The sequence below is a fragment of the Clostridia bacterium genome (assembly GCA_017410375.1).
Classification (GTDB): domain Bacteria; phylum Bacillota; class Clostridia; order RGIG6154; family RGIG6154; genus RGIG6154.
The window spans coordinates 81,972-98,620 of sequence record JAFQQW010000066.1 but is presented as its reverse complement, the minus strand read 5'-3'; the positions used below and the strand labels follow the sequence as shown (position 1 = coordinate 98,620).

Sequence of the window (16,649 nt, the reverse complement as noted above, 5' to 3'; positions counted from 1 at the left end):
TTTTTTCAATATAAAATTAAATTAGAAAAGAGTTATAGAAAGGATGGTTTTATGGAAAGGATTATAGCTTTAATGGTTTGTTTGGCAGTTTTGTTTTCGCTTTTCGGTGCAATGCCGGTTGTGGCAGCAGAAAAGCAGGTTACTGTTCTGTTAAATGGGTCTCCGGTTACATTTGATGTTCCGCCGATGCTCATGAACGGACGTACCATGGTTCCGATGCGTGCGATTTTTGAAGCACTTGGTGCGAAGGTAAATTGGAGCGAATTTAACGAATCTGTTTCGGGCATATCCAAAACAGGAAAAAAGATTGTGATTTCCATTGGTTCTAACAGAGCAACCGTTGACGGTGTGCCTGTGGAGATTGATGCACCGCCTGTATTGGTAGACGGAAGAACCCTGGTTCCGTTGCGTTTTATTTCTGAAAGCTTTGACTGCGAGGTGGGTTGGGATGACGCAACCTATACCGTTACCATTCAGGATAATCAACCGGCGGTGTCTGATACAACCTATTTTTACACCCCAAGTCATTTCAGAGAGCTTGGTGTTTGGATTCTGGAGGGAGAAACCGGACTAAGAGGCAGAACTGACGGTGTTGGCGATGTGCCGGCTGAAAGTGCACCTGCAATTCTTACCGCTGACATTGCGGTTGAAGGACAGTATAAGCTTTGGGCATATGCAAAGGATTTTGAAACCAACAATCCCGGTGCTCGCTTTTTCCATGCATCGATTGATGGCGTAATCTCTGATGTTAAGCTGGGTGCCCATGGCAAAGAAGGCTTTGCGTGGCAGGAAGTTGGTACATATAACTTAACAAAAGGTAAGCACGATATTTGTCTTTTAGACACATCAGGCTTCTATGCTCGCTGTTACGGTCTTATTTTATCAAGAGATTTAAGTTATGTTCCTACCGACAGTGAAGAAGAATACGGCCAATATTATGCGATTAACACAAGTGAAGACGGTATAGTTCCTTCGCAGTATCCTGCATGGGCTAAGGCAGAAATGACAGATATTGCTAAAACGGAAACCATTGAAAATGAAAAGATTAAAATGGTGTTCTATGAGGGTACAGTTCCGCGCGGAAGATTCGTGCAAAACGAAATTTTCTTAAAGGTCGGCAACGAATGGAGATTGGTTAAAGCAAAATCTGAAGATTTAGGTGTTTTAGCAATGCGTGCAAACGAAGCACCCATTAAATATGATACACCTGCCGTCTCTTTAACCGAGATTCCTAAATTAGCATATGAAACGAATTATGATGGATTTTATGGTGAAATATCAACCAAAGTAAATCAATCTTTCTACAAAAGCGGTAAGCCGGAATGGCTGATTCCGACCTTCATGCAAAAGGACGGCGATAAAATCGTGCTGGGCATGTCCTCTGAAAATGTGGATGCAACTTTAACGTATTCGTTTGATGAATTGTCATTTGAGCCAAAAGTTACGTTTAATGCTACCATGAAGAAAGAGGGCGCATATTCCTTTGCCTATTTCACCGGAGATGAATTTAAGGATGACGAATTCGACAGAGTTACTGCGCCTGTAACCTATGTAAAGGATTTCATTCCTGAAGAGGATTGTGTTTTGGGTGAATATTTAATGTTCACGCCTATGGTTACCTTCACCTTCGGCGAAGGCAACAATGCAATCACAAAGGGCTTGGTTGTTGACCCGACCGAGGTAAGACAGGATGTTGCAACCCCCGGAAGAATGGACTTTGGCGTGATGTTCCGTTCACCTAACGGATTAGCGCGCGGACAGCTGGTTGCCCCTGTATTTAACAGCGAAGGCTCTCTTTTCAATGCCGGGGACAGCTATGCTTTCTCCTACAGACTTCTGTACAATAACGAAGATGCCTATGCAAATTATGTGCATGTGGCAGAAGATTTGTATAAGTGTAATGATATAAGAAGCAATTACTATCATTCCATCAATGAGGCGATTTATAACACAACCGATCTTCTTATGGATGATATGTACGGTGGTTGGGATGATAAGAGCATGGGCTTTTATTACATGGAGCATGAGCATCATATAACCCAATCAAACATCATTGAAATGATGCAACGCTATATGCTCACAGAAAATGAAGCAATTTTAGAGGAAAGAGCAATTCCTTCGTTGGCATATTTGCTTACAAGAGGCGGAAAGCACTTTGGCAGAACCATGACTTTCAGCACCTATTTCCCGGATCCGCCGGCTCCTTTAAAAGGTGTTGACGAATATAACTCTGCTGCAACTTTTGTTGGTTTATACCGTATGTCTCAGGGCAGAACGCCGTTCTTCTTAAATTATGCAGCACAAAAGTCTGAAATCGATACAGAACTTTGGAGTATAGCAGGATTAAACGCAATGAATAATCTGCAGCCGGATGACAGATATGTTGCGTCCATAATCGAGAAAGCCGATAAGTATATTGCAGAAACAATGGATAACCCTGATAGTTCATTTAATAACAGACCGTATGTTGACGGTTTCGTTGCAGGTGACTCCAATGCTATGCTGAATGCTTTCTTACAGGCGTATGAAGCAACAGGCGAGCAAAAGTACCTGGATGCGGCGGAAGATGCTGCGCAGTACAGCATGTATACCCTTTGGACAACCGGTTATCAGAACGATTATGCGACATCAGATTACACCGTTGACCCGGTAAAAACGGTTGAAAGACCCCTGGTAAATGACGGCTTTGGCTGGTACTATCATAAGGACGGCATTCGTTGGAGAGTGGGCAATCCTTTTGGTGTGGTAACGCTGGCAAAGGACAGCGAAACCAAGCTCAAGGAAGAAACCGCACCCGGTTGGGTGCCTGCAAGAACGGGCATGACCACAGAGCATATCATGACTCCTGCAAACGGTAACGCTATCTACATGAATATGTGGCCCGGTTCGATGCTTAGAATTTATAAATACACCGGCGACGAATTCTTCTTAACGCAGGCAAGAAATGCGATCGTAGGCAGATTCGGTAACTATCCCGGTTATTATAACGAACGGTATCTGCTCCACGATAAGCAAGCAGACTATCCTTACAAAGGACCTGACTTTAACTTGATTTACTGGCATCATATCCCCGTATTTTTAGGCATGTTAGAGGATTTCCTTATTAACAATATCTGGCTTCGTTCAGATGCAAATATTGAATTCCCCACAGTACTGCAGACAGGTTATGCATATTTCACAACCAATCAGTACGGCTTTGCGCCGGGTAAATTCTATGATGAAGACGGTATGTGGCTTTGGCTTGACAGAGGCATTATTGAGCCCGACAGCGTGGCGGTTGACTATATCACAGCAAAGAAAGACGGCGTTTTAGGTCTGGCAATGGTAAACGAAAATGATACCGCCCTTACTACAACCATCACATTGGGTGAAAAAATCCCGAATCATGAAACCTATACCGAAACCGCAACCTTTTATGATAAAGACGGCAACAAGTCCACGGTAGAAATTGTTAACGGAAAATTTACCGTTACCATTCCTGCGCGCGGTATACAGTCGGTTGTATTGCATCCCGATGTGAAAACACCTGCATTTGCCCGTGACTATACCGTTTCAAACACTATGGGTGACACCTGCAAGACATTTAACGGCGGTAAAGCATATCTCCTGCAGTTTAACGATGAAAATTATTATGCATACATTTACACGACGAAGAGACCGCAGAACACAAAATCTGTAACCTTTGACTACACCATCGACGGCAAAAAAGAAAGTGTAGTAATTGATGAATATCCCTTTGAAACAATCATCAAGGTGCCTGCCGATCAAGATATTCAATTTAAAGTTACTGCAACAGGGCTTGACGGGAAGACGACAGTCGTTACAGAGAATGTATTAAGTCCGCTGTCAGACGATGAAATTAAACCCTATGTTTACGGAACATATGAGGAGGAAGAAATTACTTCTTCACTTCCTCAATTCAAAGCCTTTGACATAAATGTGTCTGCAATCGGATTAAGCGATGCCAAAACCTTCCGGTTAGTTGTGCCGACCGAAGAGTTGCTGAAGAATATAGGCATTAAAACACTTAACGAAGGTGAAATGTTAGGTGCAAAGGTGCAGGCAGTTTTACACATGAAAGCGGGAGATGGCACAGCTTTGCTTGAAAACACCATCATTTCAAACGAGGTAAGAGATAACGGAACAACGGTTCTCATTGTAACACCCACAAAGAATGCACCTGCTGAGATTTACCACGATATTAAAACCAGCACAACCGCAAAAATAATTCCTGCCAGCGGGAAATTTGAGGACTATAAGGTGGAAGAAGGTAATGCTTCAGGAGACAGTAACACACCTGATGTATCCAAGCTTCCTGATTTTAAGCCGTTTGCGGTGACTTACAGAGGGCAGGGATGCTCCGGCACTGCACTCAGATTTTTAACACCTTTTTTTGATTATCCTTTCGACTTATCAGAAAACCTGCTCAAAGGTCTTAAGCTTACAATGGTTATGACCGAAAACAAGACGGGCGAGAGCAAGGTTTACGAATGCATAATCGAAAAAAATGAAATGCGTGATGATACAACCGTTTTGCAGATTCAGGCACCTGAAGGTTTAAAAGCTGCCGATTATGTAACGACACATACCTTTAAACTCACCATTTCAAAGCCGGATCAGAATGTGGATGTCGAAATCCCCGATCCCGAAAGTGTAAAGGATAAGGTTGTTGCCGTGCCGGATACGTTCAAGGCGTTTACGGTTAGACCTACAGGCGTAGGTGCATCCAAGTATCTTCGGGCGGTTTGCAATCTTTCGGAGTTTCCCTTTGAGGTTGCGGCAGGGACACTTGACGGCTTGAAGATTAAGGTGGAATTCAGCCATGGCGGCAAAAAGTACAGCATCGATTCGGTTGTTGTATCAAACGAAGCCCGCGGTACGGATCAGACCGTTTTAAATATTGATTCTCCCGAGCTTCTGGAAATGTTCCCGGACAGTGCTGCCCAAAGCTCCTTCAGACCCGATATAATCTTTATGGATAAATAAGCAAAAGAAAACACGCAAAAATAATATGCACCCCAAAAGTGTCTAACTTTTGGGGTGCATATCAGTTTTCTGCGTTTTATTTTCTTTTTTGTCGATATTGAAGCGGTGTGTAGCCGGTTTCTTCCCGGAAGTTTTTAATGAAGTAGCTTACACTGTCATACCCACATTGCCTACCAATTTCCGCGACCGGATCGAATCCGTAGCGGAGCAGTTTTTTGGCGCGCCGTATGCGGATGGCTTTTAAGGTGTCCATAATGGTCTCGCCGGTTTCCTTACGGTAGTATTTGCAAAGAGAAAATCTATCCATGCCGATTTCTTCTGCAATCTGATCCAACGTTATGGGCGAACCGCAATTTTCCTCCAGGAATTGATGAATTTTTTCGGTAGCCGACAGCTCGCGGGCAGAGATGGCGTCTAAAAGCTCTGTTGCCCACATGTATCCGTGTGCTGCACGGGATGTGAGAGTTTTTGCTGTCTGACAAAGAGCGTATAGCTGTTCACGAGAGCTTTCCAGAAAATCCGGAACGTCAAAAACAAACCAATCTCCCACGTCGTAAAGCTTTAAAAGTCCGTCGCCGTTTAAAAATGTAACCCAGGAAGTGGAAAAAGAGTCGCCTAACGGTACATACCCGTGCGGTATATTCTTTCGGGTAAAAAGCCCTTGTCCTTTTCTGAGCTGAAAGGTCTCGCCCTGAGCTTTAAATATGCCTTCGCCGTCTGTTACCCAAAGGAATTGATTTAAATCCCAGCCATTTACGCGGTCTATGTATGGTTGTACATCAATGTGCCCGATTGTGGCTGCAACGAAGGGGTAGTCCTCGGGACGGTATTTTTCCAATTCATAAAAGTCTTGTATTTTCCTCATATTTCCAATATCCTTATATTTTTGCAATATGTTTTCATTGACACTCGCTATAAAATGCAATATAATTATATCATAAAGAGGTGGAAGTGTCAAGAAAAATGTAGAAAATGCATGATAAACTGCGACAGAATACGATCCCGCAGCACTACTTTGAGGAAAGTTTCCAATCGGCACAGCCGATTTTCATGCAACAGGCGTAACCGGCAGGATTAAGCCGCGTAACATCTGCGTGATCCGTTTCGGATATCACTCCTTACGTTTGAAGCGTTCCGGACGGTCCTTCATCCACACGCAAGATAGATGTGCGCGGTTTCTCACCGGCGGTATACAGCCTTTAAAAGTTTATATGCATAAAGTTTCCGGGACAGAGAGTCTTAGAAAGGTGCTAAGGGGACCGGAACCCGATATGATTTATTTAACCACTGAATCATTTTAGCCCTTTTAATTGATTTCTGCTCCGGTTTCTGAAACTCCCCTCTGAAAAGCTCCGGAAAAGCGAATGCTTTCAATCTGCTTTCAAAAAGTGAGCCTTTGGTTTAACCTGCCGAATGTTTGCGTTTTGAGCCTTACTCCTTTCACCACAAGGCTTAAGGAAAATGACAGCATAAGCTTTTCCATCACCCAACGGAGCGCCCATTTCATATTTTAATAATTAAGGAGTGTAAATCCATGAGAAAATTAGTATCACTGTTACTTACAATCTGCATGGTTCTTTCGGTTGTTCCCGCAATGGCAGCTACAATCACCATTGAAGACAACATGAACTACCTTAAAGCACCCGTGTCGCTTTCCTACGGCAGTACAGGTGCAAGCTCGGGCTATGCAGGTTATAGTGGTGAAACTGTATCCTTCGTTTTGCAAAACGGAGGCGAGGTTGCCGAAGCGCTTGGCTTTAAGCTGGAAAAAGGGCTTAAGATTTCGGCATACAACACAGGAAACGATTTTGACGGTCTTGTGGTCAACGCAGATATCACTTATACAGGCACCGCTGCCATGCAGAATGCAGATGGCTCGCTTGTGTATGAAGAAGACGGTACAACCATTAAAATGGAAGAGTTTTCTTATACTTATAAGCTGGTTGATGCACCCGTTATCGGCTTCCGTGCAAACAACGCAGGTACAGCACTGGTTCTTGAAATCAACGGTGCAGACTACTATGACGAAACCGGTACAACCAAGATTGGTGTAACCAGACGCTATAAAGACGCAAAGGCAAAACTTTTTACCGAAAAGCTTTCCAATGCAGTGCTTAGCAATAAGTCTCAGAGCATTGGTTCAACCTACAATACAGGTAAATTCCCTGAAGGTACAATCTTCATTTCTGTAACCGAATTTGATAATGAGTCCGACAGTGTATGGCCCGGCAATCTTGCCGACTGTGGTTCTATGGTAAACAATGAACACAAATACAAAGTATGGGACGAAAACAATGCGGCTATGACAACAGGTTTAGGACCTTCTGCTGTATTTAAATCCAAGGTTGCAGGCACTTATGACATTTGGGTTATGCGTGCAGACCTTGATAAAACAAATGATACCACCCGTCCCGCAAAATTTTATATTGATAATGTCTTGTACAACTCAACCGCAAGACCCGATGATTTTGCAGGCACAGGTGCAAAAGACCGTTACTTCTTCTGGTCCAAGCAGGACGGTGCAACCGTAACCCTTGCAAAGAACCAGAAAATTAAAGTGCAGTGCGCACAGCAGTCGGACACCTATTGCCGTCTTGCCATGATTGCACTTGTTCCGTCCAACGCGGCAATTGATCTTCCGCTTACAAGTACAGATATTTATTCAGGCCCGACCGCGATTTCGCAGGATACGGCTGTTGCATTAAGAGCACTTTACTTAGATAAGGTTATATTGAGCAAGGATGCTGTTAAAGCGACTGTAAACGGCACCGAATACGATGTGGTTGCAAGTGAAATCAACACCGATATTTTCGGTGACGATATTTTAACACCTACCGTTGCAGATGCAATCAAAGCAGCAGGTCTTACTGCAAAGGCAGACGGCACGACTGCTGAATACATTACGGTAAACGGCAAAGAGGTTGTAAATGCACACAAGATTCCCTTGCAAGCAAACGATGTGATTACAGTATCTGAGGCAACCTTAAATGCGTTTTCCCCGGTTAGTGTGGAAGCTCTGTTTGCGGCATGCGGTTCTTCCTATACTACAGGTGTGCCGACCAAGCTTTGTCTGAATCCTACGGCTGTACATAATGCAAAGCTCAACTTTGCACTCACTTATGCAGAGGACGGCTCTTATGTGGAAAACGAAACAGACGGTGAAGGACTTATGGGTGCATACATTACGGGATATGTACAGAATACAACCGATTATACATTAAACGGTGTTACTGTTCCTGCAAATTCTAAGCAGATCATTGCGCATCCTGCTGGACATAAGATTACCTCTTTTGTTGCAAGCAGCAACAATCGTCTTGACTTTAATGTCAGCAACCTGGCTTATAAGGACAGAGAAAACGCGATGACACTAATGCCCGGCAGCACAACAACAGCAACCTGGATGCCCTATCGTATTTCGAGCACACCGAAGCTCAATAAAACCAACCTTTACCTTGTAGATGCAAACACAACCTTTAAGGTTGAGGTTACGAAGAGAGACAACAAATTTGCACTTTCAAGTGATGGCACAGTAACCGCAAAGCTGTTTGTAATCAACTGCGGTAATGATGGAAAAATGACGAGTGTAGCAACCATTGAAGATGTTGTAATTACACCGCTTACCCCGTATGTGGGCACCGTTTCGGACAATCAGACAGTATATGTATGGAACACAACGCCGTACGCAGGTGCAGATGCACCCGGAGGCACTGAAATGATTCCCTTGTGTGACCCCATTACGAAAGAATAAGAACAACAGAATAAAAGCACCCTTAACCCTAGGGTGCTTTTAAAAAACAGAGGTTTATATTCGCGATTTTTTATAAGGAGTGATTCCGTTGATTATACCAAAGCCCAAGCATTACAAAGAAAGCGGTGTTTTAAATATTTTACCCTGCATCGCTTCTGACGATATATTTTCTTCCTGTAAAAAGGCGTTTTCACGCATTGCTTACAAGGTTTTCGGTTTGTGTTTTAAAGAGGGCGAGGGCGGAATTTATGTTAAGCACAAGGAAGCTTTAGCCGAAGAGGAATATGAGATACAGGGAAACACCGTTTTTGCCAAAACAAAAGCCGGTGCGTCTTACGGGCTTTCTACCTTGCTTCAGCTTTTAGAACGCGACGGAGATCAGTATCTTTTAAGGAATACCGAAATTACAGATAAACCCGATAACGCCTTCCGCGGTCTTATGATTGATCTCGGAAGACAGTTTCATCCCTTTGAAACCCTTATATCCTATGTTGACTTATGTTATGTCAACAAGATTAAATTTTTACAACTTCATTTTACGGATAACGAGCTGTGGACGCTTCCCTTGGATTGCTTGCCTGAGGCAGCAACCAAGGGAAAGGCGTACACAAAAACAGAACTTTCTTTTTTGGTTGAATACGCAAAAGATGCGGAAATTGAGCTTGTTCCCGAATTTGAGGGAATCGGACATTCCGCTCATTTAAATGCCGTTTATCCGAATCGCTTCGGAAATGAATATGATACTGAAAAATCAAGCGAGACAGATGGCGCAATTAACGTAGAAGCTACATTTAATGATAACATTATGTGTATCGGAAGACCCACTATTTTTGAAGACATCCGCGCAATGCTTACTGAAATTGCCGAAATTTTTAAACAATCAAAATATATTCATGTAGGATGTGACGAGGCAAGACATCAGAACTGGCTTTCTTGTAAGCATTGCCGAAAATATATGAAAGAAAACGGGTTTGCCTCAACCCGAAGTATGTACAGCCATTTTGCCAGGAAAATTATAGACATTTGTTTTTCTCTCGGAAGAACGCCCATTGTATGGGAGGGATTCCCTAAAGAGGGGTCGGAAGAGATTTCAAGAGACACAATCGTTGTTTCGTGGGAAAACTTTTATCAGACCACAAACGAGCTTTTAGACGGCGGCTTTAAAATTATCAACGCCTCCTGGAAGCCTCTGTATATCCTGCCACCCACCGCTTCTTTCGCTGATGCGGAAGATTTGAATTGGTCTGTTGCAGGATACGACTGGAACCTTTATAAATGGGACAACTGGGCAAAGTTTTCAAAGGCATACGGCGGTATGGAAATTCAGCCGGACAACAGTGTTATCGGTGGTATGCTCTGTACCTGGAGCTGTACATATGAACAGGAAATAAAAAGAGTTTTAAAAGACCTTCCGGCATTGTCGGACAGAACCTGGAACACCACCGGCTATGTCGACACCGAAGCATTTGACGGTGCAGTCCAAGGACTGCTTGAAATAGAAAAAAGACTTGTATAGGATGAAAAGTTAGAAAGGATGCTTTTTTTGAAAAGATTTGTTGCTTTACTGGTTTGCTTTGCAATATTGTTTTCAATTTTGGCTACACTTCCCATTATGGCAGAGCAAAGGGATGTTACAGTATTGATAAACGGAACACCACTTGTATCCGCGGTTTCCCCTGTGGTTACAGACTCGGCAATTCTGATTCCGCTACGCGCTGTTTCAGAGGCACTTGGTGCAACCGTGCAGTGGAATGAAGCAAATGAAACATTTGTTGTCGCAGGTAAAAACGGGAAACGTCTGACCGTTACTTTGAAGTCTGATATTGCAACGGTTGACGGCACACCCGTGAAATTAGATGCAGCTGCAATTTCAGCAGACAGCGAAGCACTTGTTCCGCTGGAATTTCTTTGTGATAGCCTGAACTTTACATCCCGGTGGGATGCTGAAACGTATACCGCTTCCCTGACAAGCAAACAAATAACCGCGGACAGCGTTATTTATTTTTACGGGAGCGCGCATTTTGATTTGGGATGTTGGATTCCCGAGGGGAATTATGCCATGAGAGGCAAATCTGCGACTTCCGTTGATTCCGATATTTTTATCGAAAACACAACAGACGATGCAGTTTTGAATTTTAACATTGTAGCTCCGGGTACATACAAAGTATGGGTAAGCTCTAAAGACTTCCCGAATGACCATCCGGGCAGAAGATTTTTCCGCGTGGCAGTTGACGGTGTTCGCTCCGACGTTACCTTCGGTGCCCACGGCAAATCAGGCTATGCGTGGCAGGAAGCAGGCGTCTATGACTTTGACGAAGGAACGCATACGCTGAATCTTCAGGATACCTCTGCTTATTATGCCCGTTGCGGTGGTGTAATCATAACCGGCGATTTAGATTATGTTCCCTCCAATGTTGAAGCGGAATACGCGGTATATTACGCAGATGACGGAACCAACAGTCAGCTTGTGCCTGCCCGGTATCCCCTGTGGGCAACACGGGCAATGTCTGATACCAAAACCGAAACCATTGAAAACGACAAAATGAAAATGGTGTTTTATCAGGGCAACGGCGAGAAGGGTTCACTTGTTCAGAACGAAATCTATATGAAGAAGGATAATGAATGGATTTTGGTCAAAGCAAGAAGCGAGGAATTGGGCGTTCTTGCAATGCGTGCTTTGGAGGCACCCTACAATGCCGAACGTCCCTTAGTGGATCTTTCAGCCCTTTCGAAAATGGTATTTCGTGCAACCTATGAGGGCTTTGACAGAGAAGTAACATTTGGTGCAACACAGGAATTTTACAAAACAGGCAGACCGGAATGGCTGATTCCCACCTCCATGACAAGAAATGGAGATGCCATTGTTTTAGGAATGTCTTCCGATAATCTGAACGCAACGTTAACCTTTGAATTTGATGCACTGTGTCAGGAACCCAAGGCGACTTTTAACGCAACCATGAAAACAGACGGTGCGTATTCCTTTGCCTTTTTTACGGGCAATGAATTTGAAGACGGTTCTTTCAGCAGAGTAACTGCACCGCTGAGCTTTGTTAAGGATTTTGTACCCGAGGACAGCTGTGTGCTTTCGGAATACATGATGTTTACACCCATGGTAACCTTTACCTTCGGAGAAGGGGAAAATGCGATGACCAAAGGGGTTGTGGTGGATCCGACTTATGTGCGACAAGGGGTTGCAACTCCCGGTGATTCAGCATTCGGTGTGATGTTCCGTTCCCCGAACGGCTACGTTCGCGGCCAGCTGGTTGCACCGCTTTTAAATGATAAGGGTTCACAGTTTAAAGCAGGAGAATCATACGATTTTGCATACAGAATTGTGTATAACAATGCCGATTGGTATGAAAATTATGTTCATGTGGCAGAGGATATGTATAACTGTGTGGACTTAAGAACCAATTACTATCATTCCATTAACGAAGCCATTTATAATACCACGGATCTTGTTTTGGACGATGTCTATGGTGGTTGGGACGATAAAGACAAGGGCTTTTATAATATGGAAGCGAGCGGGTATGTAAGTCAGTCCAATATCATTGAACTTGCACAGCGCTATGCCTTAACCGAAAACGAGCAGATTCTGGAGGAAAGACTGGTTCCTTCTGTTGCTTTTGCGCTGTCCAGAGGCGGTAAGCATTTTAAAAGTGTTGCGGGCGAAGCGTCTTATACCCGGTTTGCACCTGCACCGCTTACCGGCCCGGATAAAACCATTTCGCCGGCGGCATATATCGGAATGTATCAGTTTTCGCAGGGAAGAACACCGTATCTTTTAAATTTAGGTCTTGCCAGCTTTTCGGCTGCCTCAAATCTCGGGGCTGTTTCAGGTTATAACGCAATGAACGATATGTTTCCCGATCAAAGATACATAGATGCTTTGAAAGCAAAAGCAGACAGCTTTATTGAAAGTGATCTTAACAACCCCCAAAGTGACTTTAACAACAGACCTTTTGTCGGAGGTTATGTGCCGGAAGATTCCAATAACTTGCTAAACACCTTTATTCAGGCTTATGAAGTCACGGGCGAGCAGAAATATTTAGATGCGGCAACAGAGGCGGCGCATTTAAGTATGTCTACCCTCTGGACAACGGGCTACCAGAATGATTATGCCACAAAAACGTATACAGTCGATCCCGTTAAAACCGCAGAAAGAATGGAAGCAAACGGGAACGCAAAATGGTTTTTCCATAAAGACGGTGTGCAATGGAGAGTGGGCAACCCTTATGGCGTTGTAACCAAGGCATCGGATGCACAGAACAAACTAAAGGAAGAATCTGCACCGGGCTGGGTACCTGCAAGAGCAGGAATGTCTACCGAGCATTTTGCAACGCCGGCAAACGCCAATGCCATTACCATGAACATGTGGGCAGGCACCATGCTCCGTATGTCGGAGTACACAGATGATGCATTTCTTCTGACCCAGGCAAGAAATGCCATAGTCGGCAAATTCGGTAACTATGGCGGCTATTATTGGGATCGCTATCTTCTGCATGACAAGCAGGCACGCTATCCCTACGACGGTCCCGACTACAACATGATTTACTGGCATCATATCCCTGTATTCTTAGGACTTTTAGAAGATTTCCTGATCAATGAAGTGTGGCTGCGTTCGGAGAAAAATATAGAATTTCCCTCTGTTGTCAATTCGGGCTATGCATACTTTACATCCAATCAGTACGGTTTTAAGCCGGGGAAATTTTATGATGAAGAAGATATGTGGCTGTGGCTGGACCGAGGGATTGTTGAGCCGGACAGCATTGAGGTGAGCTATCTTACTGCGAGAAAAGAAAATACCCTTGGCGTTGCCCTTGTAAATGAGAGCGAAAAACCGCTTACCACTACCGTTACACTCGGTGAAAAAATTCCAAACGCTGCATCTTACAGCGAAACGGCAACCCTTTATGACAAAGACGGCAACCAATCCACCGTTGCAATTACAGACGGAAAATTTACGGTAACCATTCCCGGAAGGGACATTGTATCTGTTGTTTTACATCCGGAGGTGGATGTGCCATTGTTTGCGCGCGACTACACCGTTTCAAATACTTTGGGCGACACAAGTAAGGCGTTTAAAGACGGTAAGGCGCATGTTTTACAGTTTAATGGCGAGAATTATTATGCCTATATTTATACCACCAAAATGGCAGAGGATACAAAATCCGTAACCTTTGACTATACCATCGGCGAAAAGGAAGAAAGTGTAGTGGTGGACGAATATCCTTTTGAAACCATCATCAAAGTGCCTGCGGATCAGGATATTCAGTTTAAAGTAACCGCAACAGCTCTTGACGGAACAAATTCCGTGCTTGCCAAAAGCTTTTTGCGTCCGCTATCCGCAGACGAAATTAAGCCGTATACCTATGGTGCGTATGAAGAGGAAAAACAGATTTCTCTGTTGTCTGATTTTGAGAGTTTTACCATACCGGTTACTGCAATCGGATTGAGTGATACAAAGCTGTTCCGTCTTGTGGTGTCCACCGAGGAACTTTTAAAAGGTACAGGACTTGAAACCGTTGCAGACGGCGAAATGGCAGGCGCAAAGGTCAGTGCGGTTTTGTATGACAAAGCAGGCGAGGGAATAGCCCTGCTCGAAAGCACAATTCTTTCCAATGAAGTTCGTGAAAATGGGACAACTGTTCTGGTTGTGCCGCCAACAGAAAATGCAAAGGCGGATATTTATGCAAGCATCAAAACCGCGACAACCGCAAAAATCATTTCGCCTAACGGAAACTTTGAGACACACAAAGCAATGGTTGAAAATCCCAATCTCCTTAAAGCACCGGTTGACCTGTCATATAGCTCCACGGGTGCTGATTCCGGATATGCAGGCTACAAAGGGGAAACGGTATCTTTTGTTCTTAGAAACGGAGAAGAGATTGCAAAAGCCCTTGGTTTTAAACTGGAAAAAGGTCTTAAATTTTCAGTGTATAATACAGGCAATAACTATGATGGTCTTGTGCTGAACGGTGACATCAGCTATAAAGGTGTTGCTGCTGTGCAAAATGGAGATGGCTCGTTTGTTTATGAAGAAGATGGCACAACCGTAAAAACCGAGGAATTTGAGTATACCTATAAATTGGTGAATGCACCTGTTATCGGTTTCCGCACAAACAGCGCAGGTACAGCGCTGGTTGTTGAAATCAACGGCGAGGACTACTATGATGCGACGGGCACGCAAAAGGTTGGTGTAAACAGACGTTATTCGGCTGCTAAAGCAAAGATGTTTACCGAAAAGCTTTCCAATGCGGTGCTGAGCAATCAGTCGCAGACGACGGGTATTTATTATGATACGGGCAGATTTCCGGAGGGAACCATCTTTATTCCCGTAACGGAATTTGTAAATGAAGCAGACAGTGTATGGCCGGGTACGCTTTCAAAATCTGTCATGACCGCTAACAATGAGCATGAATACAAAGTCTGGGACGAACAAAATACAGCCATGCAAAACGGCAAAGGCCCGTCTATGGTATACAAATCCAAGGTGGAAGGCACTTATGATGTCTGGGTTATGCGTGCCGACCTTGATCAGACAAATGCCACAACCCGTGCTGCAAAATTCTATATTGATGATGTATTGTACAACTCAACCGCAAGACCTGAAGCTTTTGCAGGAGAAGCGGCAAAAGACCGATACTTCTTCTGGTCCAAGCAGGACGGTGCAACCGTAACCCTTAAAAAAGATCAGAAATTTAAAGTGCAGTATGCAAAGCAGTCCGACACCTATTGCCGTCTTGCCATGATTGCACTCGTTCCTTCTTCAGAGGAGACGAATCTTTTTCTCACAAGCACTGATATTTATTCAGGTCCCACTGCAATTTCGCAGGAAACTGCAGAGATACTAAGACCTCTGTATCTGGAAAAAGTTGTGTTAAGCAAGGAGCCGGTTCAGGCTACGGTAAACGGAACCGAATATGATGTGGTTGCAAGCAAAATCAGCACCGATATTTTCGGAGACGATATTTTAACGCCTACCGTTGCAGATGCTGTTGCAGCAGCAGGTCTTACGGCAAGAGCAGACGGTACGACTGCCGAATACATTACGGTAAACGGAAAAGAAGCTGTAAACGTGCATAAGATTCCGTTGCATGCAAACGATGTGATTACCGTTTCCGAGGCAACCTTAAATGCATTCTCGCCGGTTAGTGTGGAAAGTCTGTTTTCTGCATGTGGTGAGGCGTTGAAATTTAAGCTCTGCTTTAATGTGGCACAACTGCACAATGCAAAGCTCAACTTTGCCCTCACTTATGCAGAGGACGGCTCTTATGTGGAAAATGAAACAGACGGTGAGGGTCTTTTGGGTGCATACATTACGGGATATCTACAGAATACAACCGATTATACATTAAACGGCGTTACCGTACCTGCAAATACAAAACAGCTTCTCACACATCCGGAACATCATCCGCTTGTGGGCTACGATGCAAAAAACAACACCCGTTTAGATGTGTATGTGGATCATTTAACCTATAAAGATAAAGAAAATGCTTTGGTTGCATTGCCCGACAGTACAACTACCGCGACCTGGAAACCGTATCACATGTCAAGCAATCCCAAGCTGGATAAGACCAACCTGTATCTGGTGGATGCCGGCACAACCTTTAAGGTGGAAGTGACAAAGAGAGAGGATAAATTTGCACTTTCAAGTGACGGAACCGTAACCGCAAGGCTCTTTGTGGTAAATTACGGAAGCGGTGGAGAAATGCTGGGCGTAGAATCCATCGAAGATGTTGTAATTACGCCTCTTACTCCATATGTGGGCGCCATTTCGGATAACCGGAAGGTATATGTATGGAGTGCAAAACCGTATGCAGGGGCAGATGCACCCGGCGGCTCGACCTTAGCACCACTTTGTGAGCCGATTACAAAATAAAGCTTAAAAAACAAACAGAAAAAAGACTTGATT

The 16,649-nt window shown here is 44.1% G+C and carries 5 protein-coding genes; 4 read left to right on the top strand and 1 reads right to left on the bottom strand.

From position 1 onward, the window contains the following. Nucleotides 1–51: 51 nt before the first annotated feature. On the top strand, nucleotides 52–4,986 hold the full coding sequence (locus IJE10_10940) for a hypothetical protein (protein MBQ2968619.1): 4,935 nt from the start codon (nucleotides 52–54) through the stop codon (nucleotides 4,984–4,986). Nucleotides 4,987–5,062: 76 nt separating this feature from the next. On the opposite strand, the gene IJE10_10935 is transcribed toward IJE10_10940, so the two are convergent. Beyond that, entirely contained in the window at nucleotides 5,063–5,851 is a 789-nt protein-coding gene (locus tag IJE10_10935; GenBank protein ID MBQ2968618.1) for an AraC family transcriptional regulator, read from the bottom strand. Nucleotides 5,852–6,520: 669 nt separating this feature from the next. On the opposite strand from IJE10_10935, the gene IJE10_10930 reads away from it, so the two are divergent. The 3 genes from IJE10_10930 (at nucleotide 6,521) to IJE10_10920 (ending at nucleotide 16,616) form a co-directional block, all read left to right on the top strand. Then, entirely contained in the window at nucleotides 6,521–8,734 is a 2,214-nt protein-coding gene (locus tag IJE10_10930) for a hypothetical protein (protein ID MBQ2968617.1), read from the top strand. Nucleotides 8,735–8,822: 88 nt separating this feature from the next. Continuing rightward, the gene (locus tag IJE10_10925) at nucleotides 8,823–10,250 is read left to right on the top strand and encodes a family 20 glycosylhydrolase (GenBank protein MBQ2968616.1); all 1,428 of its coding nucleotides are present in this window, start codon (nucleotides 8,823–8,825) and stop codon (nucleotides 10,248–10,250) included. 27 nt (nucleotides 10,251–10,277) lie between these two features. Beyond that, on the top strand, nucleotides 10,278–16,616 hold the full coding sequence (locus tag IJE10_10920) for a copper amine oxidase N-terminal domain-containing protein (protein ID MBQ2968615.1): 6,339 nt from the start codon (nucleotides 10,278–10,280) through the stop codon (nucleotides 16,614–16,616). The last annotated feature ends 33 nt before the right edge of the window (nucleotides 16,617–16,649 follow it).